General features: G+C 58.7%; 13 protein-coding genes. 8 read left to right on the top strand and 5 right to left on the bottom strand.

Going from position 1 to position 24,561, the window contains the following annotated elements:
- Positions 1–77 precede the first annotated feature (77 nt).
- Together LOC68_RS27170 and LOC68_RS27165 are read right to left on the bottom strand one after the other, a co-directional pair.
- A complete protein-coding gene (locus tag LOC68_RS27170; RefSeq protein ID WP_230224948.1) occupies positions 78–2,816 on the bottom strand; it encodes a dockerin type I domain-containing protein in 2,739 nt (912 codons plus the stop codon).
- A gap of 58 nt (positions 2,817–2,874) precedes the next feature.
- Positions 2,875–4,737 carry a dockerin type I domain-containing protein gene (locus LOC68_RS27165; RefSeq protein ID WP_230224947.1) on the bottom strand — a complete coding sequence of 621 codons (1,863 nt, stop codon included), beginning with the start codon at positions 4,735–4,737 and terminating at the stop codon, positions 2,875–2,877.
- Positions 4,738–4,795: 58 nt separating this feature from the next.
- On the opposite strand from LOC68_RS27165, the gene LOC68_RS27160 reads away from it, so the two are divergent.
- Positions 4,796–5,197: a hypothetical protein gene (locus LOC68_RS27160; protein ID WP_230224946.1), complete on the top strand. Its 402-nt coding sequence runs from the start codon at positions 4,796–4,798 to the stop codon at positions 5,195–5,197.
- A 124-nt stretch (positions 5,198–5,321) separates the two neighbouring features.
- Positions 5,322–7,712 (top strand): dockerin type I domain-containing protein, encoded by a 2,391-nt coding sequence (locus LOC68_RS27155; RefSeq protein WP_230224945.1) that lies wholly within the window; start codon positions 5,322–5,324, stop codon positions 7,710–7,712.
- A gap of 92 nt (positions 7,713–7,804) precedes the next feature.
- Here LOC68_RS27155 and LOC68_RS27150 read toward each other — a convergent pair whose 3' ends face one another.
- The gene (locus LOC68_RS27150; protein WP_230224944.1) at positions 7,805–9,220 is read right to left on the bottom strand and encodes a BBP7 family outer membrane beta-barrel protein; all 1,416 of its coding nucleotides are present in this window, start codon (positions 9,218–9,220) and stop codon (positions 7,805–7,807) included.
- Positions 9,221–9,687: 467 nt separating this feature from the next.
- Between LOC68_RS27150 and LOC68_RS27145 the strand changes: the two genes are divergently transcribed.
- The 6 genes from LOC68_RS27145 (at position 9,688) to LOC68_RS27120 (ending at position 21,535) form a co-directional block, all read left to right on the top strand.
- Positions 9,688–11,652 (top strand): preprotein translocase subunit SecA, encoded by a 1,965-nt coding sequence (locus LOC68_RS27145; protein WP_230224943.1) that lies wholly within the window; start codon positions 9,688–9,690, stop codon positions 11,650–11,652.
- Between the two features lie 312 nt (positions 11,653–11,964).
- On the top strand, positions 11,965–14,016 hold the full coding sequence (locus LOC68_RS27140) for an HlyD family efflux transporter periplasmic adaptor subunit (protein WP_230224942.1): 2,052 nt from the start codon (positions 11,965–11,967) through the stop codon (positions 14,014–14,016).
- A gap of 70 nt (positions 14,017–14,086) precedes the next feature.
- The gene (locus LOC68_RS27135; protein WP_230224941.1) at positions 14,087–15,043 is read left to right on the top strand and encodes an efflux RND transporter periplasmic adaptor subunit; all 957 of its coding nucleotides are present in this window, start codon (positions 14,087–14,089) and stop codon (positions 15,041–15,043) included.
- Positions 15,044–15,056: 13 nt separating this feature from the next.
- Positions 15,057–17,309: an HlyD family efflux transporter periplasmic adaptor subunit gene (locus LOC68_RS27130; RefSeq protein ID WP_230224940.1), complete on the top strand. Its 2,253-nt coding sequence runs from the start codon at positions 15,057–15,059 to the stop codon at positions 17,307–17,309.
- Positions 17,310–17,491: 182 nt separating this feature from the next.
- Complete coding sequence (locus tag LOC68_RS27125; protein WP_230224939.1) at positions 17,492–17,848, top strand: DUF3467 domain-containing protein; 357 nt, start codon at positions 17,492–17,494, stop codon at positions 17,846–17,848.
- 276 nt (positions 17,849–18,124) lie between these two features.
- On the top strand, positions 18,125–21,535 hold the full coding sequence (locus tag LOC68_RS27120; protein ID WP_230224938.1) for a peptidylprolyl isomerase: 3,411 nt from the start codon (positions 18,125–18,127) through the stop codon (positions 21,533–21,535).
- 25 nt (positions 21,536–21,560) lie between these two features.
- On the opposite strand, the gene LOC68_RS27115 is transcribed toward LOC68_RS27120, so the two are convergent.
- Positions 21,561–22,967 (bottom strand): porin, encoded by a 1,407-nt coding sequence (locus tag LOC68_RS27115; protein ID WP_230224937.1) that lies wholly within the window; start codon positions 22,965–22,967, stop codon positions 21,561–21,563.
- 180 nt (positions 22,968–23,147) lie between these two features.
- Positions 23,148–24,509, bottom strand: coding sequence for a porin (locus tag LOC68_RS27110; protein ID WP_230224936.1), 1,362 nt, complete (start codon positions 24,507–24,509; stop codon positions 23,148–23,150).
- Between the last annotated feature and the right edge of the window lie 52 nt (positions 24,510–24,561).

Genomic DNA, 24,561 nt, shown 5'->3' with positions numbered 1-24,561 from the left:
CGCACGCGGCCGAATGGACGACGGTCCGTCTCTGCCCAATCAGAAGCGACAAACAGCGACAGATCAGCGGCGGCGGACTATTCAATAATGTCCAGGTCGCCGCCCCAGGGATCGAACAAATCGAATTCCCCGTCTTCGTCGTCGCGACCCAGCCCCAAGTAGAAATCGTCAGCGGCAATCGCCAGAATCCGATCGTCGACCGTCATGGAATTCGACGAATCAATCGAAAGCGAAACCTCATCGCTCGCCACGCCTCCCTCGAAGGCGATGTCTTCGCCCTCGACAGCGACGGTTGCGGTCAACTTACCCAGCCCCAGATCGGCCAGAGAGGCGGAGAAGGGCTGAGCGGCGGTCGCAACGACGAAGTCGTTTGACGCCGAAACGCTCGATTCGGACTCAACCAACGATTCTCCCGGAAGGCTCGCAGCCTCCAGAGACGATTCCTGGCTCGAATCGATCGCTTCATCGCCGCTGCTCGAGCCCGCAATGAAGCTGTCGCCAGCGACGACCGCTTCCCCTTCCTGCGGCGGCGTTCCCAATTGAGCGATCAGGAGCCGGTCGAGGACCCGCATGGCGTCGAGCAAATTGAAATAGCCATCTCCGTTCGCGTCGAGGAACGGGGCAGGGGAGGAGTGATCCCCGGTGATCTGGCCAACGGCCAAATAGGTTTGGTTCGTAAGTTCCGCCAGGATCAACTCAAAGTCGCTCTCATCGGCCGTCCCGTCATCGTTAACGTCAGCGGCGTTATAAGGATTGCGCCAAGCCAACGTTTCGATGTGGATCGCAAACTGAAACCCGGTCAAAGGCGCCAGGGCGTAGTTGACGGTCGTGCTGCCGACGATGGAGTAAGACTGAGAGTCGCCCCCAGGAGGCGTGATTTGCAGTTGATAGTCGCCGGCGACGTCCATTTGCAGCGCGAACGCGCCAAAAGCGTCGGTCTCGACCGTTGCAGGTCGACCGGCCGAGAAGTTATCGAGACGAACGCTCGTCTCCAACTGGCCCGCGACCACAATGTAAGAGATCTGCGGCGAATCGAATTCGACGCTCATCGTTTCGGCTTCCCCGGCGGCGAGTTCCGCGGTCGTATAGCGACCGATCAGATTGCCCAAGGCGTCAAACGCTTCCAGCCGCCCGATGCTGCCGACGTCGGTCCCGATGGCGTCGATCGAAACGCGACTAACCAGCGAGTCGAAATCGACCCGCAGTTGCTGGAGCGAATTCCACTCGGAAAAGTTGCCCGTCGACTCGTCGGTCGAACGATAGTAGCCAAAGACGCGGGCTCCGGTCGTCGCATCGACGTTGGTCAGCGAAAAGACGTTGGGGAAGACCGGGGTAATATTGTCGCCGAAGGCGGAGAACGAAGCTCCTGGCACGAGATCGTCGATGACGTCGCCGGCGCCAAAGTCGTCCGGCTCAACCAGGATCTCGGTCTGGACCGGCGTGCTTTGCGAATCGACCAGGGCGACGGTCCAGCCGGTCAGCCCCGTCTCGCCGAAATCGTAGACGCCGTTGCCGTTGCGATCTGCAAACAGAAAGCCGTTGGCGCCCAATTGCGCGACCGGCGTGATCTCGGACGTGGAGCCAGTCAAGACGTCGGACGTAATCGCTCCGGTCGCATCGATCGCGCGAATCTCGATCGTATGATTCCCCGAATTGGGCAATGCGATCGAAATGTCGATGTCGGCGACGTAATCGTCGTACGTCTGCGCCGTCTGCCAATCGCCGCCGTCAATCCGGTACTGCACGGCGGCGACCGTATTGATGGTCATGTCATGCTGCAGAAACTTATTCACCGACTGCTGCGTTCCGGCGGTGTTTAAATTCGGCAGAACGCCGACCGCCGCTTGACCGACGAAATGATACTGCAGCGTATCGGCGTCGAGCGCCCCGCTGCCCTTCAGCGAAAGCGGCTGATCGAGAACGTCGAAGATGCCGTCGCCGTCGGAGTCTTTCCAGCCGATCGTTTCAAACAGCGAGGTCGAACTCGTGTGACTGTCGTACGCGTTCTGCAGCCGTTGGCCCGATAGCATCAGACTATCGACGATCAATTCAGGATGCGGATTTTCGAGGGTCGCATTGGTGTTTTGGGTATCGTAGTAGCCGCGGTGATCGTAGTAATCTTTACCGCCATACTCGTCCATCGCCCAAAACTGGTGTGCCGTTTCATGGGCGATCGTGCTGGCGGGACGGGAACTAGGCAACGCCAGGAATGCGCCCCCCGCGATCGAAAACCCGCCGAGAACATTGCCATCCCAAAAGCCGTCAGCATCATCATCTGCGTTGGCGATGAAAATCGTAAAGGCCCAATTGGTCCCTTCGGTAACGCGGACGAAATTGTTGTAGAGCCGGATGTCTTTAATAATATCGCCGGTCCGTTCGGCGCCGACGTAGGTCAAGAAATCGCCGACCCACTTGTCGAATTCGGCGGCCGTATGCTTGATCGGCTCATAGCGGGTCGGCACAGGCGTATCGGCGTATTGATAGTCGATATGGAAGTTAAGCTCGTGGACCGAATTCTGCAGCGCGAGCGTATCGACCCACCACTGCAGCGCCTCGTCCACCTTCGCTTTGTTGGCGTCGATCAGGGACTGCGTCCAATCTTCGGTGCTCGCGTCAATCTGGCCGTTCGACTCAAGAAAGACGACGGTGACGGAGACGTCCCCCAGCATGAATTCGCCGGTATCGGTCGCAGCGGCGCCGAACGGGACGCCTGAGAAATTAATCCGCGATTCGAGCGATTCGAACCGCAGCGCCGCCGACGCCGATTTTCCGTTGCGGCGCGTGCGCTGCTGTCGAAATCGGCGAGCGGAGGACATAGAGCGGAAACAGCCGTCAAAAAGGGAAGAAACCAGACGCGACGTCGCTGGAATTCAATTACATCGTTAAATGCGGGTCTTCCACGGCCAGGTCGGCGAATACTTCGTCGACCGCATCCGAATCGGACGTCGATTCTTCTTTCAGCGACTGTTCGGCCGCATCAATGATCAACAAGGTTTGCGCGTCGCCATCGGTCGTCAGGGCGCTACCGATAGTTTCCTGACCGACGAGGGCCGAATCAACCTCTGGATCCGATTCCGACTCAATCGTGACGCTCGTGGTCGGCTCGGCGATGAACAGCGGTACGTAGGTCGAACTCGTCGTCGAACTGGGGATCGAGGCGGTCGTCGACGTGGTATTTTCGATCGGCGTCGATTCCTGAACGATCGATTCCCCTTCCAACACGAAACCTGCGTTACCGCTCAAGGTAATCGACTCCCCTTCCATCAGCCCCATGGCCGACCCGAAGTAGGGGAAGCCCGAGTAGTAAATCCGCGGGGAACTCTTGGCGTTGGTGGTCGACGTCCCGATATTCCGAATCATCATCGCCAGGTCGACCAGGTCGATGTATCCGTCATGCGTGTAGTCCATCCGGTACAGCTTGTTGCTGGTCGTCACCGGCGTTCCGATGTTTCGCACGATGTAGGTCAGGTCGACCAGCGAAATCGCCTTGTCGTCGTCCAGGTCATACGGAACCGCAAAAAGATCGGCGTTGGTTGATGAACCGATCGACAAAATCGCCGGTTCGACCGGAGCGCTGGAGTTGAGCTGAACGCCGGCCGCTCCACTGGTCAGCGTGAACTTGGTATCGACCGGAGCGGGATAATCGGTCGTCGCAGCGTTCGCGACGCCAGCCCCAGTGCCGGTATCGGGACCGAAGTAAATTCGTCCGAGCAGCGCCGACTTGCCGTTATCGCCGAGCCCGTTCAGCGCCGTCGAGAAAGTGACGGTCACATTGCTGGTGCCGTTGTTGTAGGACTTGCCGGAAGTCGTGAATTTCAACGACGAATCGTTCGACGCGTCCGAGAAGGAAAGGACGTTGTGGTACGAGTTGGTGAAATTGAGGGTCAGCGTGACCGTTTTCAGGTAATAGCTGTCGGGCGCCGTCGCATAGACTTCGACATAGAAATTGTCCCACTCGTCGAGCCACTCGGCGTCGTTGGGCAACATGTTGCTGTTGATTTCGCCGTTGGAGTCGACGGCGGTCGGCGTTTTCACAATTCGCAGTTCAATATCGACCGGCGCGCCCGGCTCGACGATTTCCAGCGTCAACGTGGCGCCGGAATAGTCGACTTCGTTCGGGTTCAACGCTACGCTGCCGCCGGCCAACAGAACGGAGGGGTTGTTGTCGATGAACGCGCGACGCTGCTGATTTCCTTCGGTTGTATTGGGGAAGGTTTCGTTGGTGACCGGATGCTGGGCGGAAATCGTGAACTGCCCTAACGTGCTCTCGGCGATCATCGGCACGGTCACCCACAGACGAGCCAGCCCATTGCCGTAGGCTAACGACGTCTGGATGGTACCGACTCGCTCCAATTTGCCGTCACTTGAAGTTACGGCGTTGTAGGACGCAGCCCCCAAACCGGGCGAACCCGACCCCGATTTCAGACCGGTGACCGAATCGAAATCGAACGCCCCCGCGTTGTACAAGATATCGACGAACGCCGAGGAAATGCCGAGCGGGTTGGGATTGTACTGGTCCCCGTCGGGATCCGTCACGTAATTCGCGGACGCTTCTGCAATGTAGCGATAGTCGTCGACCCAGACCTGCAGGTTGAACGACTGCCCCGCAGCTACCGAGGTAATCGTATTCCCCGCCAGATCTTTCGCCTGGAGCGTTACCCCCATATAGGCGGTAAGTACCTCTCGAGCTTCCAGCGTCTCAAAAAGAGGACGGTATCGACGCAAGCTTTTGGACATGGGCAGTTCTCGCGTTCCGCGAAAAGGGAGCGTTGATGGAAGGGGTGGAAACGAAGTGATGTCGGAAAGCAACATCCCCACGATAATTGCGTCCCGAGAAGCCAACAACAATTATTCTGCCGCTACAGGTGCAATTGCGGCATTTATGACGACTGTAGCGATTATTACGGCTCAACTCGGGACGGTTCGTGAAAATCTGACGCGCTTATATGGCGCGAAGTTCCTTACTCCCGGCCTTCTCGCGGCAAAATCCAACGATTTCGCAAAAAAATCCTCCAGTTCGGGAACTACTCATCCGGGCGCTGCGACAAAAAGCATCGAATTGCCGGACCGCACAAATTACTCCGCTCGGATGAACCGTAGCGATCAGGGCGATTTGAGGAATTTGTTTGCGAAGCCTGATTGGCATAACTATCCTGGGGCACAAGACGCCCCAAACCTCCCCGCTTCTCCCGTTTAACCACATCCAGAACCGTTGGCTGGCCATGAAAAAGCGAAATAAATCTGCCTCCAAACGCCGCCCCTCCGCCCGTCGCTCCTCGCGGAATCTTGGCGCCAAAATGGAAGCCCTGGAATCACGAGCCATGATGGCTGCTGACCTCAACGCGTGGCATAACGCCAACATGTCGCACGACGTCAACGGCGACGAGGTCGTTGACCAAACCGACCTCCAAATTCTGGTTTCGCAACTGGAACTTGGATTCCAAAACTACATGGTCAATTCGCAAGCGGCTGGGGGACTCGAAGGGGAGCAGGTCCTCTATCTCGACGTCAACAACGACGGCGCCTTCAATCCGCTCGACCTCAACTCGATGCTCTCTTCGCTGATCGAAGGGGAAGACGCCGATTCGTCGTATTCCGCCGCATTCACGTTTGAGATCTATCAAAACGGGATGTTGGTCGACACCGCCGACACGACGTTCGACATGGCGAACATGCCGGTCATGACCCCCGTGAACATCAACCTTACGCAAGACACCTTCACGCTGAAGGTTTACATGCGCAACACGTCGGCTCTCACCGGCGGCGCGTTTACCACGCCTGACGTTACCGCGGCTTATCTCGACATCAGCTTCGATTCGACGATCGTTCAGCCGGTCGATGCCGGCACGGTCGAACTTCCGTTCGATGGCAGCGGCGGCGTCCCGACCAGCATTAGCACCCCCGGCTTGATCGCCCATGCCGGCGGTAATTCCAGCGTCGCCAATACCGACCTCATCGGCGCCGGCTGGGAAGAGATGCAAATGCTGTACACCGTCGACTTCACCCCGACCCAAGCCGGCACTTTCATGCTCCAAGGCTCCAAAGCGGTCTTTGATGATCCGGTGACGCCGAGCATCAACCTGGCCGCCGTCCTCTTCCAGGACGCCGTCGGCGACGGCGTCGACGCTCCGCTGGGCCAGCCGCTCGACATCGTCAATCTGGCTTTTCCCAAGTTCAATATCACCATCCTTCCAGTTCCGGGCGCCAACAACGACCTGGTCGACGTTTCGGCCGACTTGGTGAACGAAATGGAAGCGAGCGATCCGCGGATCGTCGACATCGGTGGGGTAAAGTACCTGGCGATCGACGTCAAAGCGAACGACCTCGACTTCAACGGAAACCTGCTGACCGACGGCTCGGAAGTGATCCTCACGCCGGGCGGCATCTCCGCCGACACCTCGCTTACCACCAATCCGGATTTGGTAAGCCGCGTCATGATCACCAATCAGTTGGCCAACCCGGTCGCTGGTTTTAAGGATGAGTTCCTGCTTTATCGCCTGCCGACCGACCTATCGGGAACGGAGTCGTTTTTCTACACGCTGACCGATGCGACCGATCCCATGACCTCGAACATGGCGAAGGTCACGATCAACATCTCCGCGGCTGCCGTTGCGGTGGATGATGGCGACGCGGTGACTCCATTCGCCGTTGTGGAAGTTAACGAGTCGCAGAACCTCGACGTCCTGGCCAATGACTTCGTCGCCGGCGACGGCCAGGCGGTTTCGATTGATAATATCATCATCACCGGAATCGCCGACGACAGCGGTACGGCGGTAGCCGACGGTCGCGTCGTCATCGCGGCCGACATGAAGTCGATCGACTACACCGCTTCGGCGACTCCAGGCCTCGAAACCTTCACCTACACGATCACCTACGTCGATGACGCCGGCGATCCGGTCCTCGACGCAAGCGGGATGCCGATCACCGACACCGCGACCGTCACGATCCGCGTGCCGATCCACAGCCTGATCACGGGTCAACTCTTCTTCGACGTCAACAACGACCAAGAGTGGGACGACAATGCGAATAACAACGCCAGCCCGGAACAGTTCATCGGCGGCGTCCAAGTAACCCTGTACCAGGGAGGCGTGGTCGTCGGCACCGCCTTCTCGTCGGAAGCGGACGGGACGTTCCGGTTCGCCGGCATCGACGAAGGGACCTACTCGGTCAAAGTGACGCAGCCGAAGTTCGTCTACAAGTACGGTACGGCGATGAACAATCCGCTGCCGGCCGGCTGGACCATCCTGGCCGACGGCTCGGTGATGATCAACAACCTGACGATCAGCGCCAACGCACTCGAGATCAACGGCCTGAACCTCGGTTACGTCGGTCGTACCGGCCCCTATCGCGGCATCATGGATCAGCTCTCCCAAGTGGGCGAAAACTCGATCACCTTCGCGGTGTCGAAGCAAGCCAACGGTACCGGCAAGCTCGAATGGTACTCGCCTGACCAAGGCTGGAGCGAACTGGTCTCAATCGACGGCTTCCTGTTCAACTCGGCCACCAAGTCCGGCCAGTTCATCATGCACATCGACGAAGATGGGGACGATCAGACTCCGGAAGTGATCGCTCCGGTCACCTTCTCGCCGAACCATCCGGACTTCCTGCTGATCGCCGACACCAGCGATGCGGTCATCTTCATGTTGACCGGCGACATCCGCACGATCGTCGATCACTTGTCGACCGTCGACGTCGCTTTCACGGACATCTAGTCGAAACTCCGACCAGAACGAACGTCAAGAAACGAAGAGAGCCGACCCGCAAAGGTCGGCTCTCTTTTTTTTCTGCTGCGACGCGACTTCGCTTAGTAGTGGAAGTCGACGCCGAACGTGGCGCCCAGCGCCCAGTAGTCGTCGCTGCCGAACGTGTAGACCGGGTCTCCACCGCTCGGGTTGATCGTCCCCGGAACGGCGCCCTGAGCCAAGGCGACGTCGCTGACGTAAATGTACGTGCAACCGATCTTCAGGTCCAAGTTACAGGTCAACGCATAGATCAGGTCGAACTGGCCTTCCGGGATAAAGCAGAAGACGTCTCGCGAGTAGTCCCCGATATTCGAGTCCCGAGCGTAGATGCCGCCGTTGAATTCGTCGGTGATGCCGCCGAACGTTTCCTGACGCGAACCGCTGATCGCCATCCGCTGGTGCATGCTGCCGAGAGCGATCTTACCCAGGGCTCGCCAGGTGAACGGACCATCCTGGAAGTCGAAGATCAAACCGACTTCACCGCCGTTGAACTCGTTCTTGGCGAGGAAGTTGTCCCCCACGTTCACGACCGTGCCGACCGGCACCGTGCCGCCCGCGTCCTGCGCCGTGTATTGAGCCCGGATCTTCATCGCATCGTCGATGCGAGCGTAGTAGTAACCGCCGACGAAGTCGACGCGATTTGCGTGGCTGGTATACAGGTGCTTCGTGAAGAACATGTCGCCGGTGTAGAAGTTATTATCCTTGCGGATGCCGACCGTGGTATTGTCGGCCGCATTGTTACCCGCGCCCGGCAAAGCGACGACGATCGACGCGTTAGCGTTGGTGTTCGTATTGAAGAACGGAAACGCGAGCGTCGGGAATTCCGCCGAAGTCGCGTTGATCCCTTGAACTTCGCGTTCCAGGGCGAGGAAGCTGCCGCCGACCGACCAGTTTTGGTAGTTGTCGAGCCACAGCCCCGTGGTGATCCGCATACCGGTCAACGCGTGACCTTGCTCCGGACCGCCAAACAACGTCGACGTCGTCGGGGCGCCGATCACCCCTTCGTCGACCGCATCGCTGGTGGTCAAGATCGACACCAGATTCGAGCTCTTCCGCCACATGACCAACAGGTCAGCCGAGCCGTAGACGCGCGGCGGCAGGTCGCAGCTGCTGCACGAAGCGTCATGCAGCGTTTCGCCGTAGGGCGAACCTTCCATGACGCTTTCGCCGTACTCTTGTCCCGGGGCGTATTGTTCGTATTCCATTGGGGGATCGCCCGCCATGGTCGGATCTTGATATCCGGCCGGCATGACTTGCTGATATCCCATCGGTGCAGCGGCATAGCCTGGCGCCGGTCCCATCGGACCATACGGCATCGCGTAACCCCCGCCCATCATCGAGTAGCCGCTCGGCGCACCATACGCAGGCGCCGCTTGCGGCGGATAGCCTGGTCCGTACGGCGTTTGAGCGCCGACTTGCGTCGAGAATAGCGCGACGGCGGATAACGCCGTCGAGAGAATCAACTTTTTGGGCTTCATGATCTTTGCTCGCACGCTACGACTGCTAAACGTGTTCATGCCATGCGCCGGGGCGATGCGGAGTAAGCCGCAAGCATGAGGCGAATTCAAGGTGGTTTCAGGCGCGACGAAGCGGTTAACTTCGTCGTTGATCTCGCACGTCCTCCGCAGGACGAACCGCCTCCGCTCACCGAGCGTAGTGCGGTTGTTCTGGACGTATTAGTGATGTCGGCGAAACCGCCTGTAGCGATTAAGCAAAAGCACGCGTCAGTCGTCATAAACCGAATTATCGATGCGATAAACGACGACGCGCGCCAAATCAGGAGAACTGCGCAAACTTTGCGGCCACTCTGCGTTGTGACCTTCACCGCGCCAATCTTGCCTATTTTAACGACGGCAATCCGAAGGTTTCCGTTTGCCAAACGGTAGGAACCTTTGCGGTAGGAAGTCATACTAAGTAGCTGGCGTTCCCCCTTCCAAAAGAGCCTATGTCGACGCAAATCGCCGAATCCCGATCCTTCCGCACCGATCCGTTCTCCCATGCTTACAGCAAGGTGACCGGCCGCGGTCTGGCCCGTTTTATCGCCGAACTCCCCAAGATCGAGCGTTTCGAAGAAGAGTTCAAAACCAAGGCGGACCGCGAACTCCGCAAATACAGTCTGGGCCTGCGTCACCGCGCCAAGAGCGGCGAACCGCTAGCACGATTACTGCCGGAAGCGTTCGCTCTCGTCCGCGAAGCAGGGCGGCGAACCATTCGGATGCGTCACTATGACGTCCAGCTGATCGGCGGCATGATCATGTTCAACGGATCCATCGCCGAGATGGAAACCGGGGAAGGGAAGACGCTGACCGCGACGCTACCGATGTACCTTTACGCGCTGCCGGGCAATGGCGCGCACCTGGCGACGGTCAACGACTATCTGGCGCGCCGCGACGCCGAGATCATGCAGCCCCTGTACGAGATGCTGGGGATGTCGATCGGCGTGGTCGAGTCGCAGATGACCTCCGACGCCCGCCGCAAAGCTTACTCCTGCGACATCACCTATGGAACATCGAAGGAATTCGGCTTCGACTTTCTCCGTGATCGCTTGCTGATTCGTCAGATCCGGGAACAAGGGCTCGGCGTGCTCGGCGCCCTCATGTCGAAGGACGAAGAGACGAACGAACAACCGGTCCAGCGCAGCGCCTTTTACTGCCTGGTCGACGAAGCGGACAGCGTGTTGATCGACGACGCCCGTACCCCGCTGATCATTAGCTCGATTCCGGGCGAAGCGGAACAACGGGCGGTCGCCTGTTTTCGCTGGGCGGCCGAAAAATGCGAGGAATTCGTCGAAGATGACCACTACGATTACGACCATGACCGGAAGTCGGTCGAACTGACGATTGAAGGGCGCCTGCTGGTTCGCCGGATCCCGAAACCGTCAGAACTTGATCCGGTCGGCCTGGTCGATCTGTACGACTACATCGAACGAGCGATCAAGGTCTCCCGCGACTTCCACTTCAATCAGCACTACGTCATCAACGACGGCGAAATCGTTATCGTCGACGAATCGACCGGCCGTTTGGCGGAAGGGCGAAAGTGGAGCGGCGGCATTCACCAAGCGATCGAGGCCAAAGAAGAGATCGAAGTGACGGTCGCCACCGGTCAGGCGGCGCGCATCACGGTGCAGGACATGTTCATTCGCTACCGACATCTGGGCGGCATGACCGGTACCGCATCGACCTCCTCGGCCGAATTCAAGAAGATCTACAAGCTGAACGTCATTCGCTGCCCAACCAACCGCAAGGTTCAGCGGCAACTCTGGTCGGACCGAGTCTTTGGGACCGAGGACGCCAAGTGGGAAGCGATCATTGACGAGATCCGCGAAATCCATGGTCAGGGGCGTCCGATCCTGATCGGTACGCGCACGATCGAAAAGAGCGAACACCTGGCCAAGCTGCTCGAAGCCGAAGGGATCGAGCACGAGGTCCTCAACGCGCGTCACGTCGCGATTGAAGCGGAGATCGTCGCACGAGCCGGCGGCCCCGGCAAAGTGACGGTCGCCACTAACATGGCCGGCCGCGGTACCGACATTAAGCTCTCCCAGGAGATCAAAGACCTGGGAGGTCTGCATGTCATCTGCACCGAACTGCACGACTCGGCCCGCATCGACCGCCAGTTGGTTGGGCGTTGTGGTCGCCAGGGCGATCCCGGCAGCGTGCGGCAATATATGTCGATGGACGACGATTGCCTGCGAATTGGCTACGGCCCGATCCGCGCGAAGAAGCTAGCGAAAGTTGGCGAAAACGCGGCGGGCGAACTCAACCACTACGCCTCCCTCTTCCGTAAGGCGCAGCGAAAAATCGAGCGGAAGCATTTCGGCGACCGCAAAGTTCTCCTCTATCACGAAAAGATGCGCAAGAAAATGCATCGTGAAATGGGGCAAGATCCTTACCTAGACGCCCCAGACTAACGCTACTGCCCGCATTTTCGCGCTATTCGGAACGAAATCCCGAGCCGTATCGTCTGAATTGTTTGGGCGATTTCGCTCACGCTTTCGTAATCAAGTTCAATCTCTGTCGGTCGTTACGATCACTGCAAACCGCAAAGCCGGATTGATGCGATAGATCGCCGGCGTTTCACCAAAGATCTGAACTCCTTTTGAAATACGTCAATTTCGGTTTTCGCTCGCCGTTGGTAAGGTGGGAAGTAAGATTCTGTTGTTGGAACCCCTAAGCCGGGTTCCCAATCCCCTCCAAAGCTCTTGATGAATCCACAATCCGCTATGTCTTCCGAATCGTCCTCGGTTAATCCAGAGTCTCTCGAAAGCACGAAGCGACAGATTCGAAGTCTGATCCAAGAGATCGCTGCGCTTTCGAAACAGAACGTCCCGCCGGAAGATTATTTCCGCGAGATGTTGCCGAAAGTCGTCTCTGCGTTGGCCGCCATCGGCGGCGCCGCTTGGATCTACGACGAAAAGCGCCGACCGCGACTGATCTACCAGGTCAACCTGACGCGCAGTCTGGTCGATCCGGAAGATAACGACGGCATTCGCCATCTCCGGTTGATCGAAGAGATGTTCAAAGGGGCGCCGGGACAATTGCTCCCGCCGCAATCGGGTTCGATCGAAGAAGGCGCTTCCGGCAATCCGACCAACTCGCTGTTGGTCATCGCGCCAATCAAGAATGAAGACCAGGAAGTGGAAGGGGTCATCGAGATCTTCCAGCGGCCTGACTCGCAGCCGGCCAGCCAACGCGGATACCTCCGCTTCCTCGAACAAATGTGCGGGCTGACGACCGAATGGTTCAAGACCCGACAGCTGAAGGACTACTCGGACCGCCAATCGCTCTGGGCGAAGATCGAGCAGTTCTCGCGAGCCGTTCACGAAAACCTCGACCTGCGTCAGACCGCCTATACCATCGCCAACGAAGGACGCCGCCTGATCGGTTGCGACCGCGTTAGCGTCGCGCTCCGTCGCGGACGTCGTTGGCGGGTCGAAGCGGTCAGCGGGCAAGACGTCTTCGACGCTCGCTCCAATCAGATCACGCTGCTCGGCAAGTTGACCAAAACGGTCATGGATACCGGCGAAGCGTTCTGGTTCAGCGGTCATACCGAAGATCTCTCGCCGCAGCTAGAAACAGCCGTCCACGATTACGTCGACGAATCGCACACCAAGACGATCGCGATCATTCCGCTTCGCCGCCCCGAACATGCGACCGACGCCAAAGAGAAAATCGAAGGTGAAGAGGAACGAGAGTACCAAGGTGAAATCCTCGGCGCGCTGATCGTCGAGCAGATCGAAGACAGCTCGAACCAGGCCGAGTTCCGCAAAGGGGTCGAGTTGATCTCGGAGCATAGCTGCCGGGCCTTGGCCAATGCGATCGATTACAACAACATTCCGCTGACGCCGCTCTGGCGTTTGCTCGCCAAGTCGCGCGTGCTGGTCGAAGCTCGCAACCTGCCCAAAACGGTCGGCGCGACCGTCGCCGTGATCGCTGCGGCGGTCGCCTTGTGCGTGATTCAAGTTCCCTTTCGCTTGTCCGGTTCGGCGACGCTGACTCCGGTCGAAAAGCGAGACATCTTCGTTCGCGAAGAAGGGGAAGTGATCGACGTCCCGGTCAAACATGGTCAGATCGTCGAAGCGGGCCAACTGGTCGCGCAGCTCCGCAATCGCGACTTGGATATGCAGTACGAGCGTCTGGTCGGCGAACAGTCGAAAGCGGAGCAGTCGCTGCGCGGTTTGATCCATCGCCGCAACTTCGCCAAAGATGACGACGAAAAGCGTCAACTGGCGGTCGACTTGGCGCTGGCCGAGATGGAAGTCGCCAAACTCAACGATCAAATGGCGCTGCTCGCGCAGAAGCAACAGTTCCTCGAAGTTCGCAGCCCGATCGCCGGTGAAGTGGTCAGCTGGGACGTCCGCGACTCGCTCATGCAACGTCCGGTGTCGCCGGGCCAGATCTTGATGACCGTCGTCGATCCGAATCAGGACTGGGTGTTGGAAGTCAAGATGCCCGAGAAGCGTCTCCAGCACATCGTCAAGGCGCAACAGGAAATGGGCGAAGACCTGGACGTGACCTACATCATGGCCAGCCAGCCGGGGACGCAACTGGCAGGAAAAGTGATTGAGATCCAGCGGCTCGCCCAAGCGGATCCTGACGAAGGGCAGATCGTGCGGATCAAAGTTGCGATCAACAAAGAGAAGCTGATGGAAGCCATCCCGCAGCTCCGGACCGGAGCGACCGCCACCGCCAAGATCAATTGCGGGACCGCGTCGCTGGGGTACACCTGGCTGCACGAGGTTTGGGAGTTCGTCCAATCTCGATTGCTGTTCTAAACAGTCGCGAGCGACGCACTTCCCAAACGCTCCCCCTCCTCAAAACGAACCATCCTCAGGAACAGATAGAATGACCCTCGCCATCCTCTTACTTGCCGCCGCCGTCGGACAAGTTCCCGCGTCGCCTTCCAGCGCCGGCGATGTCGTCGTCGATCATTGCCTCGTTTCGCTGCTCGATCAGGTGAACGTCCCGGCCCAGGAAACCGGCATGCTCGTCACGATCCCGGCCTATCGCGGCCGCATCGTCGTCGACGGCGATCTGCTGGCTCAAATCGACGATCGAACCGCCGCTAAGCAAGCGGAGATCGCGAAGTTCCGTCATGACAAAGCGACCACCGAAGCGGCCAACGACATCGACGTTCGTTACGCCACCAAGGCGGCCGAAGTCGCCCTGAAAGAACACGAAGTTTTCGAACAAAGCAACAAGGAAAGCCGCGGTACGATCAGCAAGATCCAGCTCGACAAAGCGTGGCTCGCTTATCAACGCGCCGTTCTGCAAATTGAACAAGCGGCGATGAACCAGAAGATCGCCGGGCTCGCCGCCGCCGAAAGTCGCGCCGAAATGGAAGGCGCCGAAATGGTCATGGATCGCTGCCGTACCGAATCGCCGATCAACGGCGTCGTGGTGCAAGTCTATCGTCAGGAAGGCGAATGGGTTCGCCCCGGCGATCCGCTGCTCCGCATCATTGGCCTGCAATGGCTGAAAGTGGAGGGGACCCTCGACGCCGATCAGCACGATCCGTCGCAGTTGATCCACCGCCCGGTCACGGTGACGGTTCGCACCCCGTCGGGCATGCAGCAGTTCTCGGGCTTCGTGAACTTCGTCAGCCCCGAAATCGACGCGACCGGCGCCTTCGACATCTCGGCCGTGGTCGAGAATCGTCAGACCGACAAAGGCTACTGGGCGCTCGCCCCGGGCGACATCGCCGGCATCACGGTCCACATCGATCGCCAACCGGTTCCCCAAACGGAACTGGAACGCTTCCGCAATCGGAACGAAAAGTCCGCCGCCCTGACCGAGAACTAGACGAGCAAGACCGTTGGCAACGCTAACCGACAGTTTGATCGCCAGCAGTTCGCGCCCGCTCGGCCTGCGCATTCGCCCTGACCTGACCGCTCGCCGGCACTATTATCAGGGGCGCGCCTACTGGGTCGTTAAAGAGCCGCTCGGACTCAACTACTTCCGCTTTCAGGAAGAAGAGTACGCCATCCTGCAAATGCTGGACGGGCATACTTCGCTGGAAACGATCAAAGAAAAGTTTGAAAGAGAATTCGCGCCGCAGAAGATCGGCTTTCGCGAATTGCAGCAGTTTATCGGTACGCTTCACCGCAGCGGTCTGATCATCGCCGAATCGCGCGATCAAGGCCGCCAACTCCGTAAGCGCCGCGACAGCCGCAAGTGGAATGAGCGTCTGCAAACGGCCTCGAACATTCTCTCGATTCGCTTTAAGGGGATCGACCCGGAATGGCTGCTCAACGCGATGCTGCCGTACACGCGGTGGCTGTTCACGATGCCGGCGCTGATCTTCTTTTCGCTCTACGCTTTGACGGCGCTGTTGCTGGTGCTGGTCCAGTACGACACGTTCCGTAGTCGACTGCCGGAATTCCAGGAGTTCTTCGGTCCGGAATGGTCCAACTGGATGCTCCTCGGCTGCGTGTTGGCGGCGACCAAAGTTTGCCACGAATTTGGACACGGCCTGTCGTGCAAACGCTTTGGGGGCGAATGTCACGAGATGGGGGTTATGTTCCTGGTCCTTACCCCATGTCTGTATTGCAACGTCTCCGACTCGTGGATGCTGCCGAACAAGTGGCACCGCGCGGCGATCGGCGCCGCGGGGATGTATATCGAAATCATCCTGGCGTCGACGGCGACGTTCTTATGGTGGTTCAGCGAGCCGGGCCTGTTGAATCATCTTTGCCTGCAGGTGATGTTCGTCAGCTCGATCAGCACGATCGTCTTCAACGGCAACCCGCTGTTGCGTTACGACGGTTACTACATCCTGTCGGACGTCATGGAAGTGCCGAACATGCGGCAGAAGGCCAGCACGATCCTGCAGCGATATCTGTCGGAGTGGTGCTTGGGCCTGGAACAGCCGGAAGACCCGTTCCTGCCGCAACGCAATCGCCTTGGTTTCGGCCTCTATACGATCGCGTCCAACATTTACCGTTGGGTCGTGATGTTTTCGATTCTGTACTTTCTCAATCAAGTCTTCGAGCCGATGGGCTTGAAAGTTATCGGTCAGACGATCGCCCTGATGGGTTTGTGGGGCCTGGTCGTGATGCCACTCTGGAAGTTCGGCAAGTTCATGTACGTGCCGGGGAGAATGTCGCAAGTGAAACGCAAAAACGTTCTCGCGACGGTCGCCGTGGCCGTCGGCGTGGTCGCCGGAATCGCGCTGATTCCATTGCCCCAATGGGTGAACTGCCCCGTCGAAGTTCGCCCGGAAAACGCCGAAGTCGCTTACGTCGTCGTTCCCGGCGTGCTGGAAGAAATGCTGGTCCAGCCAGGTCAGAAGGTCGAGAAAGGGTCGCAGCTCGCCCGCGTCATCAACTACGACCTGCTGACTCAGATCGCCGAATTGGAAGAAGAAGAGAAACGGCTGACTCGGCTCCGCGACAGTCTCCATCATCTCCGTCTGGGCGACAATGCCGGCGGATCGTTCGAACAGCGCTATATGGAAGTTCGCAAACAACTGGAGTCAGCGTCGGAACAGCTGAGAAAGAAACGAATCGAACAACAACTGATTAACGTCCCGGCGCCGGTCAGCGGATTCATCTTCCCTTCGGCCGATCGCCGCGATCCGCAATCTGGTTCGGGGCAATTGCCGACCTGGACCGGCTCGCCGTTTGAAAAACGGAACCAAGGCGCCTACGTCACGACCAGCGACGCGCTCTGCCAGATCGGCGAATCCGATCAGATGGAAGCGGTGATCTACGTCGACCAGGACTACGTCGAACTGGTTCGCATGGGGCAAGAGGTCTACATAAAACTAGACGCTTTCCCTGGCAAAACTTTTGAAACCAAGCTGGCCGAGATCGGCGACAAGCAAGTCGAATTCGTTCCGAACAGCTTAACGGTCCAACAAGGAGGCGAACTCGCCGCCGAAACCGATCCGCTGTCGGGTCGCGCTCGACCGCAAAACGCGACGTTCCCCGCCCAGGCGCCTTTGACCGACGTCGAAGCGATGACCGCCGTCGGTCTACGAGGCCGCGCCAAGATCTTCGTCGACTGGCAGCCGCTGGGCTTACGACTTTGGCGCTACGTGAACCGCACGTTCCACTTCAAACTGTAGCCCCGTTTTACCCCGGGTATCGCTTGTAACGATTCGAGCGATAATGGCGGTTTAAGAATTCAATTGCCGTTGGAGAATCGTCGATTTGGCGACTTGATCCTTTGGCGCCGTGACTAAGCTAATCGTTAACTGAGCTGTATCAACTCGCTCTATTCGCTTTTCCCCCTAGGAGTCGAATCTCAATGGCCGACGCCCCCGAAAAAGAAGAAATGACCTCCCCCGAAGCCGGCAAGTCCGCCGCTCCCGCGCGTCAGCAAGTCGAGTTGGATGAAAGTGCGTTGATCGCTTCGTACGCCAACTTCTGCCGCGTGACCGGTACGCCGGAAGAACTGATCATCGACTTCGCGCTGAACACCCAGCCGGTCGGCGTGCCGCAAGGCGCGATCAAGGTCAGCCAACGCATCATCCTGAACTACTACACCGCCAAGCGCATGCTCGCGGCGTTGCAGGTCTCGGTTCAGCGTCATGAAGCGGCGTTCGGCAACCTGGAAATCGACTTCCAAAAGCGGATGCTGCCGTCGGTTCGCCCGCAGGGCTAAGCCGCCGCGGTAGAGAGCCGCGCTGAAGAGTCATCGATGGAGCGACAGCCCAAGCTGGGCTGTCGCTTTTTTTGCGCAAATCCCGACGTAAACCCGCGACTTACCGCAGTTTACGGCAACGGAACTTCTTGCCATCGCCGACCGTCCAAATAGGTGGAGCAATCCATTTGCGCGGCACGTCATCCTTTTGACAGCACTCCGAAACCAAGTAATCTGGAATCTAGGTCGCCTCCCCCTGTAGAGCGAACTCCCCCTAATACTGAAGAGCTTCCTGCCGTGCTTCCCCCTGATCTCGTCATCTTCGTATTCGCATGCGTCCTCCTTCTCTGCGGGGCAATGGCGGCGTTGGCTCGCGCTTCCCAGGTCAAGGTAATTCCACTGACAGCCAAGAGCGGCCAAAGGCGCAAGCAGCAGCCGATGCAAGTCGAAGCGCTCGAAGTCCGCGAAGTCTTCGACGCCGCTGGGGTCGAACTTGAAGGGGAAAACCTATTCATCGACGGGCAGATCTACTCCAACGTCGACATGGTCGCCCTGGCCAAAGCGATCGCCGCGACGGGCGCGAAGTTCTACGGCGCCGTCTGGTGCCCTCACTGCACCGAGCAAAAGAACATCTTCGGGGAAGGGGGGGACTACCTGCCGTTCGTCGAAGTTACCAATCCTGATAAGACGCTGAACGCCCTCGGCACGTCGCTGGGGATCACCAAATTGCCGACGTGGGTCTTCGCTGACGGTTCCCGCGTTGAGGGAACGATGTCGATCACGCAGTTGGTTCAGTTCAGCGGCGTTACGGTACCGACTTCGACAACTCCGTACATCGCCGAAATCGATCCCATCACGCTGAACGCCGGCGAGCCGTTGTTTTTGACGCTCGACGGATACGCGCCGACCGGTCAGCCGCTCACCTATACCGTCACCAGCAGCAGCGGAACGATTGAAACGGAAGTCCGCCAACAGACGCGCAGCCTGCGGCTGACGATCAAAAACTTCGGGGTGATGGAATTCCAGTTGCTGGAAGACTACAACAACCTCGCAACCGAGCAGATCATCTCGCTGGTGCAATCGGGCTTCTATGACGGCCTGACGTTCCACCGGATCATCGAAGACTTCATGATCCAAGGGGGCGATCCGACGGGAACCGGCTACGGCGACGGTTCGGTCCCCACGTTCAACGACCAATACGACAACGACCTCCTCTTCAACCGCGCTGGTACGCTGGGGATGGCCAAGTCGTATGACGACACGAACAGCTCGCAATTTTTCATCACGTCCGACGGCAACGACGGCGGCTCCCTCGACTTCCGCTACACGATCTTCGGTTATATGACCGAAGGAGACGCCGTCCGTGCGGCGATCGCCCAAATCCCCACCAACTCGAGCGACGCCCCGTCGTACGGCGTCATCATCGAAAAGGCGGAGATCTTTTACGACAAAGAAAACGCCCTGGTCAAACTCAACACGTTCGTCCCAGGGATCACCGGCACCGACACGCTGACGATCACGGCGACCGACGTCAGCGGCAACACGTTTTCGCGCACCGTTTCGGTATCCTACATCCCAGGCGGCTCGAACAAAGTCGCCTATCTCGCGCCGGTGCCGAATATGATCGTCAATCCCGGCAGCACGAAGACCTATCAGCTCAACGGGATTGACCCGAACGGCACCGCGGTCCGCTACCTCGATAAGTCGCTCCTCAACTATTACGGCCTTTCCTATCAGTCGCACGATTCTAACGGCCTGATTTATTCGGTCGACAACGTGTCGGGGCAACTCACGATTCAGGCGCCCAGCACCTTTCGGGGAACTGGACAAATCATCGTCGCCGCCTATGACCCCACGAACGCCTACAGCGCCAACGACATCGACTTCCAGATCATCACTATTTCGGCCTCCGCCGCTCCGATCCTGGTCAGCGACACCTTTGACACGATCGCCGGGTCGGTGAACGCGCTGACTCCGCTGGCGAACGATACGGCGTCGGCGCCGGCGTGGGACTACGACACCTTTGAGATCCTGGACGCCCCTGCGGGTCTGCAGTTAAACGTTGAAAACGGCGTCCTCGTCTATTCGCCGCCGCTCGGTTACTCCGGCACGTTCTCGCTGCACTATCAAGTCAGCAACATCTACGGCGGATCGGCGACCAACGGGCTCATCACGATTAACGTCGTGCCGAACACGCTGGCGGTCGCCGGCGACGACATGTATCAGATCGACGTCGACAGCGTCGCGATTCTCGACGTCCTCGGCAACGATCGTGCGAACAAATACTTGTCGACCAGCGCCGGCTTGTCGATCCAGTCGTTCACCAGCTCAGCCGCAGGGGCGGCGATCTCGATTGAGAACGGCAAGATTCGCTATGTTCCGGCGGAAGGCTTTACCGGACTCGACGCGTTCACCTATACGGTTACCAACGGCACTTCCACGGCAACCGCCACCGTGACGGTTTCGGTACTGGAAACGGAAGACATCGGCATCACCGTCTCGCGTGAGAAAACCAATGCGTCGGTGGTCGACGCGTTGCCGCTAAGCGAATCGTATCTGAACGAATGGGATGCGTTTTGGGTTGAAGTCTGGGTAAATGCAGATCGCATTTCGACGCAAGGCGTCAGCGCCGCGGCGGTCGATCTGCAGTTCGTACCGGGGCTGTTTGAAGTCAGCGCGATCCAACCGGGCGCCAACTTCCAGTTCACCAGCACGCCGACGATCAATACCGAAACTGGCGAGATCTCGGGCCTGGACGCCGCCGCAACATCGACCGGCCTCGGAGTCGGCGAACGCGTTTTGCTGGCTCGGATCCGCTTCCAGCCGATCGCCAACGGCGGCCTGGCGGTCGATAGCGAAGGGATTGCGTTCGACGCCTTGTTCTCGGTCAACAACGCTCAGATTCAGGCGCCCGACACCGCGATGGTCGACGCCCAAATGACGGCGCTTCCCAGCACCAAGATCTTGCCGGTCGTCTACGACATGGATGACGACGGACAAGTCAATATTTCGGACATCTTCGCCTTCGCCGGCCTCTACACCGGCGGAGCGACGACCAGCTCGACGATCGGCGACTTTGATCTCAGCGGAGCGTTGTCGACCTATGACGTATCGCTCCTGCTTCGCGAACTGGGAGAGTCGTGGACCAGCGTTAGCGGCGGCAGCAAGATCATTTACGATTTCAACTACCTGGCCGTTCGGCTCGCCGAAGAGCCGCTGACCGCCGGCGGAACGGCATCAGCAGGCGCCGTGACCTCGATCGACGTCCAATCGGTTCAGCCGGTATTCGACGCCGCAACCGCGATGGTCGAAGACGCCTACAGCCAACTGAGCATCTTCAATTACGTCGTCACGACCAACTTCCAGATCGTCGACTTGCCGGGCTCGCAGCTCAGCTACCGCAACAACGGGACGATCTACCTGGATATCGACGCGGCCGGCCGAGGCTGGTTCGTCGATTCGACCCCGACGCTCAACGAAGAATTCAACTCGAGCGGAACCAACTCCTGGCAAGCGATCGCAGACGGAGACGCCGACGGCGGCATCGATCTGCTCAGCGTCATTCTGCATGAGTTGCTCGGCGACGGCGACGAAACCGCCAACGCACTGTTCGCCAACACGCTTGCTCCTGGCCAGCGATTCCTGTTCGCTCCCGAAGAGATGGCGATCTTCCAGATCCTGGTCGATCAGGCGATGGCTGAGGCCTGATCGACGGAATTCACATGATCTGGTCTTAGAAGACCATGATCACGTCGAAGCCGAGCGTGAACTGATTCTTCGAGGTCCCGTCTTCAAAGGCGCCGTTGATGCCCGGCGCCGTCATGTCGGACCAGTCCCAGCGAACTTCGGGACGCACGACCAGCCAATCGTTCGGATGGTAGTTGGCGCCAAGCGTCACGTCGTAATAAGAACCGCCCTGGGTGATGTTGTCGTTCGGCAAGGCGAAGACGCGAGCGTTGTCTCGATCGTCAAACCACTCGAATCGGAGCCCCAGGTCCAAACAGCGATCGACTTCGTAGTAGAGGTAATTGGCGATCCCATACCACGACGCGCTGTCGAGCGTGCTGTCGGTCGTCACCCGAGCGTTGTCTTCCGTTCCGTAATTGAAGTTGAGCACGTAGGTCCAGCGGCAAGCGAGACGCTGCTGCAAGACGACGTCGACCACGGATCGATAGTTGTCTCCTTCCGGATCCTCAGGACCAGCGACCACACCCATCCGCAACTTGGTCGCTTCGTCCGGCGATCGCCAGCTGAAGCCGCCAATGAAGCCGGTGCAGCCGTTGTCTTGTTCCCAATTATTCCAACCGCGAGTGAAACCAGCGGTCCAGGTCATGCAGCAGGAGCTATCCCAACTGGCGAGCAAACCGGTATGCGTGAACGGCTCGCCGTACTGCATGATGTAGGTGTGCGAGTAAAAGAAGTTCTCCGGCGCTTTGACCGATTCGTAACCGAGGATGGTATAGAAGTGCCCCATCTTCACGCGAACGCCGCCGAAGACCGGAGCCAGCACTTCGACATAGGCCTGCGGCATCGCCAGACCGTACAGACCGGCCGTTCCCGCATTACGGGGACCGTTGTTGCTGTTCCAGTGCTGGCTGCCGTCGGCGTGGGTCTCGAGACCGTTCGCCTGGATGAAGTAGTAGTCGGTGCCGTACAGCAGATCGACCTTCCCGCCGATGTCCCAGCAGCAGCTGCACGGATCGATCGCACGCCCCATCGAGAGATAGAGCTGATTCATCATGTATTCATTGGCCTGGTCGTTGAAGATCAACGGACCATTCTGGCCGACCGGGCCGTTCGAGCCGCTAGCGTTCGGATTGCCGGTAAAGCCCTGATCGAGCCAACCATTCACGAAGAAGCGATCAAACAAACCAGGACAGCACGTTTCGCAGCCGCTGCACTCGGAGCCGCAAGCAGGCTGATAGACCGTCGAATCGTAGACTTCCCCCATTTCGGTCGACGCCATTTCCGGCTCAACGTACGAAACGGCGGTAGGCGTTTCGACCATGGGAGCCGAGGTTTCCGACAATCCGCGCGAAGGTCGGTAGGCTCGATCCGAAGAGAACAGCGACTGCTGACCCCAAGCGATGTGCGGAGCACTCGCGAGCAGGACAGCGGCGCAAATTAGGTAACGCGACATATTGAATCGCCTGAAGGCCAGGGGGAAGACTGAAATCAAAGGCAAGGCTCTATTCGCGCGTAAACCTTGCCTTCACAGTCAACCTATCGGCCCTTCGGCCGAAGTCGCTCCAGTCGATTCTAACGGTTGTAACGATTTTCCGGGGGGCCGACGCCAGCAGCGACAGCATGCCCCCGGCTGTTAGAACTTGAAGATCACGTCAAACGATGCGGTCCACATCTGCTTTTTCATGAAGTCGTCGTAGGGGCCCTGGGCGCCGAGCAGGTCGACGTTCGACCAGTCGTACCGCAGTTCCGGACGGACGTTGATGAAGTCGCACGGCCGCCAGTTGGCGCCGAGCGTCAATTCGTAGTAGTTGCCCCCCTTCGAGAACGCTTCGATCGGGATCGCAATCACGCGGGCGTTGTCTTCGTCACGGAACCATTCGAGCCGCACGCCCAAGTCGACCGTGTCGGTGTACTTGAGGTACAGATACTGATTGATGCCGTACCAGAAAGCGGTGTCCGGATTGAAGCTTTCGTCCAGCTTGCCGTCGTCTTCGATGCCCAGATCGCTCTGGAAGACGTAGGTCCAACGCTGGCCCAGCTTGCGGGTGTAAACGATCGACTGCAGGAAGCGGTTGTTGAGACCGTTAATGTCCTCTTTGCCGTTGATGAACGAGTAAGAGAGAGACGACACGTCGTTCGCGTACTGGGCGCCGATCAGAGCCGAGCACTGGCCGTTCAGGTTGTCGAAGTTATCCCAACCGTTGGTGATCCCGGCATGCACCGTGAAGTGCTGGCCAAAGGTGTAGCTCCCCAAAACCCCGGTGTGCGTGAACGGTTCGCCATACTGCATCGTGTAAGCGTGCGAGTAGAAGAAGTTCTGCGGGGCCATCACCGATTCGTAACCGATGATCGTGTAAAAGTGGCCGAACTTCACTCGCAGGCCGTTCCCGATCGGCGCGTAGACTTCGCCGTACAACTGCGGCATCGCCAGACCGTACAGGGCCGCGTTGCCGCCATCGCGGGGACCGTCGCCGTTCCACTTCCGCGAACCGTCGGTGTGCAGTTCCAGGCCGTTAGCCATCGTGAAGAAGTAGTCGGAACCGTAGAGCAGGTCGACCCGACCGCCCAACGACCAGCAGCAGCTTTCGGCGTCGACCTCTTTACCCATCGCCAGGTAAAGCTGATTCATCTGGTATTCGTCAGCGCGATCGTTGAACGTCAGCGGGGTATTGAAGTTGCTGGCCGGATGATCAAAGTTGGCGGTATAGCCCTGCGAAATCCAGGCGTCATGGAACCACCCGCAATCGCGAGGACCGCAGTTGTTGCAGCAGCCAACGTTATAGTTGTTGCAGCAGGGTTCTCCCCAGCTAACTGGCTGAATCTCGTCGGTCAACGCAATCGGCTGGATTTCTACATCCTCAAAGGAGACTGGCGCCACCTCGACGGAGGGAGCCAAGACGACTGGCTCGACGCCAATGTCTTGCGCAAAACACGCACGCCCAATGGTGAGGGCGCCCGCTAGTAGAAAAAGTCGCCAGTTTGGGTAGTGCGACATCCTGCACTCCTTTGACCAAAAATCCCCCCGCCCCCCGTGGGACCTACAGGGC

Source organism: Blastopirellula sediminis, from assembly GCF_020966755.1.
In the GTDB taxonomy this organism is placed as follows: domain Bacteria; phylum Planctomycetota; class Planctomycetia; order Pirellulales; family Pirellulaceae; genus Blastopirellula; species Blastopirellula sediminis.
The sequence above is the reverse complement of the archived record's forward strand: the minus strand, read 5'-3'. Positions and strand labels throughout refer to the sequence as shown.

Excerpts from the sequence above, each read along its gene's own strand:
- LOC68_RS27170 (WP_230224948.1), bottom strand. The coding sequence starts at position 2,816 with ATGTCCTCCGCTCGCCGATTTCGACAGCAGCGCACGCGCCGCAACGGA.
- LOC68_RS27165 (WP_230224947.1), bottom strand. The coding sequence starts at position 4,737 with ATGTCCAAAAGCTTGCGTCGATACCGTCCTCTTTTTGAGACGCTGGAA.
- LOC68_RS27160 (WP_230224946.1), top strand. The coding sequence starts at position 4,796 with ATGTCGGAAAGCAACATCCCCACGATAATTGCGTCCCGAGAAGCCAAC.
- LOC68_RS27155 (WP_230224945.1), top strand. The coding sequence starts at position 5,322 with ATGATGGCTGCTGACCTCAACGCGTGGCATAACGCCAACATGTCGCAC.
- LOC68_RS27150 (WP_230224944.1), bottom strand. The coding sequence starts at position 9,220 with ATGAAGCCCAAAAAGTTGATTCTCTCGACGGCGTTATCCGCCGTCGCG.
- LOC68_RS27145 (WP_230224943.1), top strand. The coding sequence starts at position 9,688 with ATGTCGACGCAAATCGCCGAATCCCGATCCTTCCGCACCGATCCGTTC.
- LOC68_RS27140 (WP_230224942.1), top strand. The coding sequence starts at position 11,965 with ATGTCTTCCGAATCGTCCTCGGTTAATCCAGAGTCTCTCGAAAGCACG.
- LOC68_RS27135 (WP_230224941.1), top strand. The coding sequence starts at position 14,087 with ATGACCCTCGCCATCCTCTTACTTGCCGCCGCCGTCGGACAAGTTCCC.
- LOC68_RS27125 (WP_230224939.1), top strand. The coding sequence starts at position 17,492 with ATGGCCGACGCCCCCGAAAAAGAAGAAATGACCTCCCCCGAAGCCGGC.
- LOC68_RS27115 (WP_230224937.1), bottom strand. The coding sequence starts at position 22,967 with ATGTCGCGTTACCTAATTTGCGCCGCTGTCCTGCTCGCGAGTGCTCCG.
- LOC68_RS27110 (WP_230224936.1), bottom strand. The coding sequence starts at position 24,509 with ATGTCGCACTACCCAAACTGGCGACTTTTTCTACTAGCGGGCGCCCTC.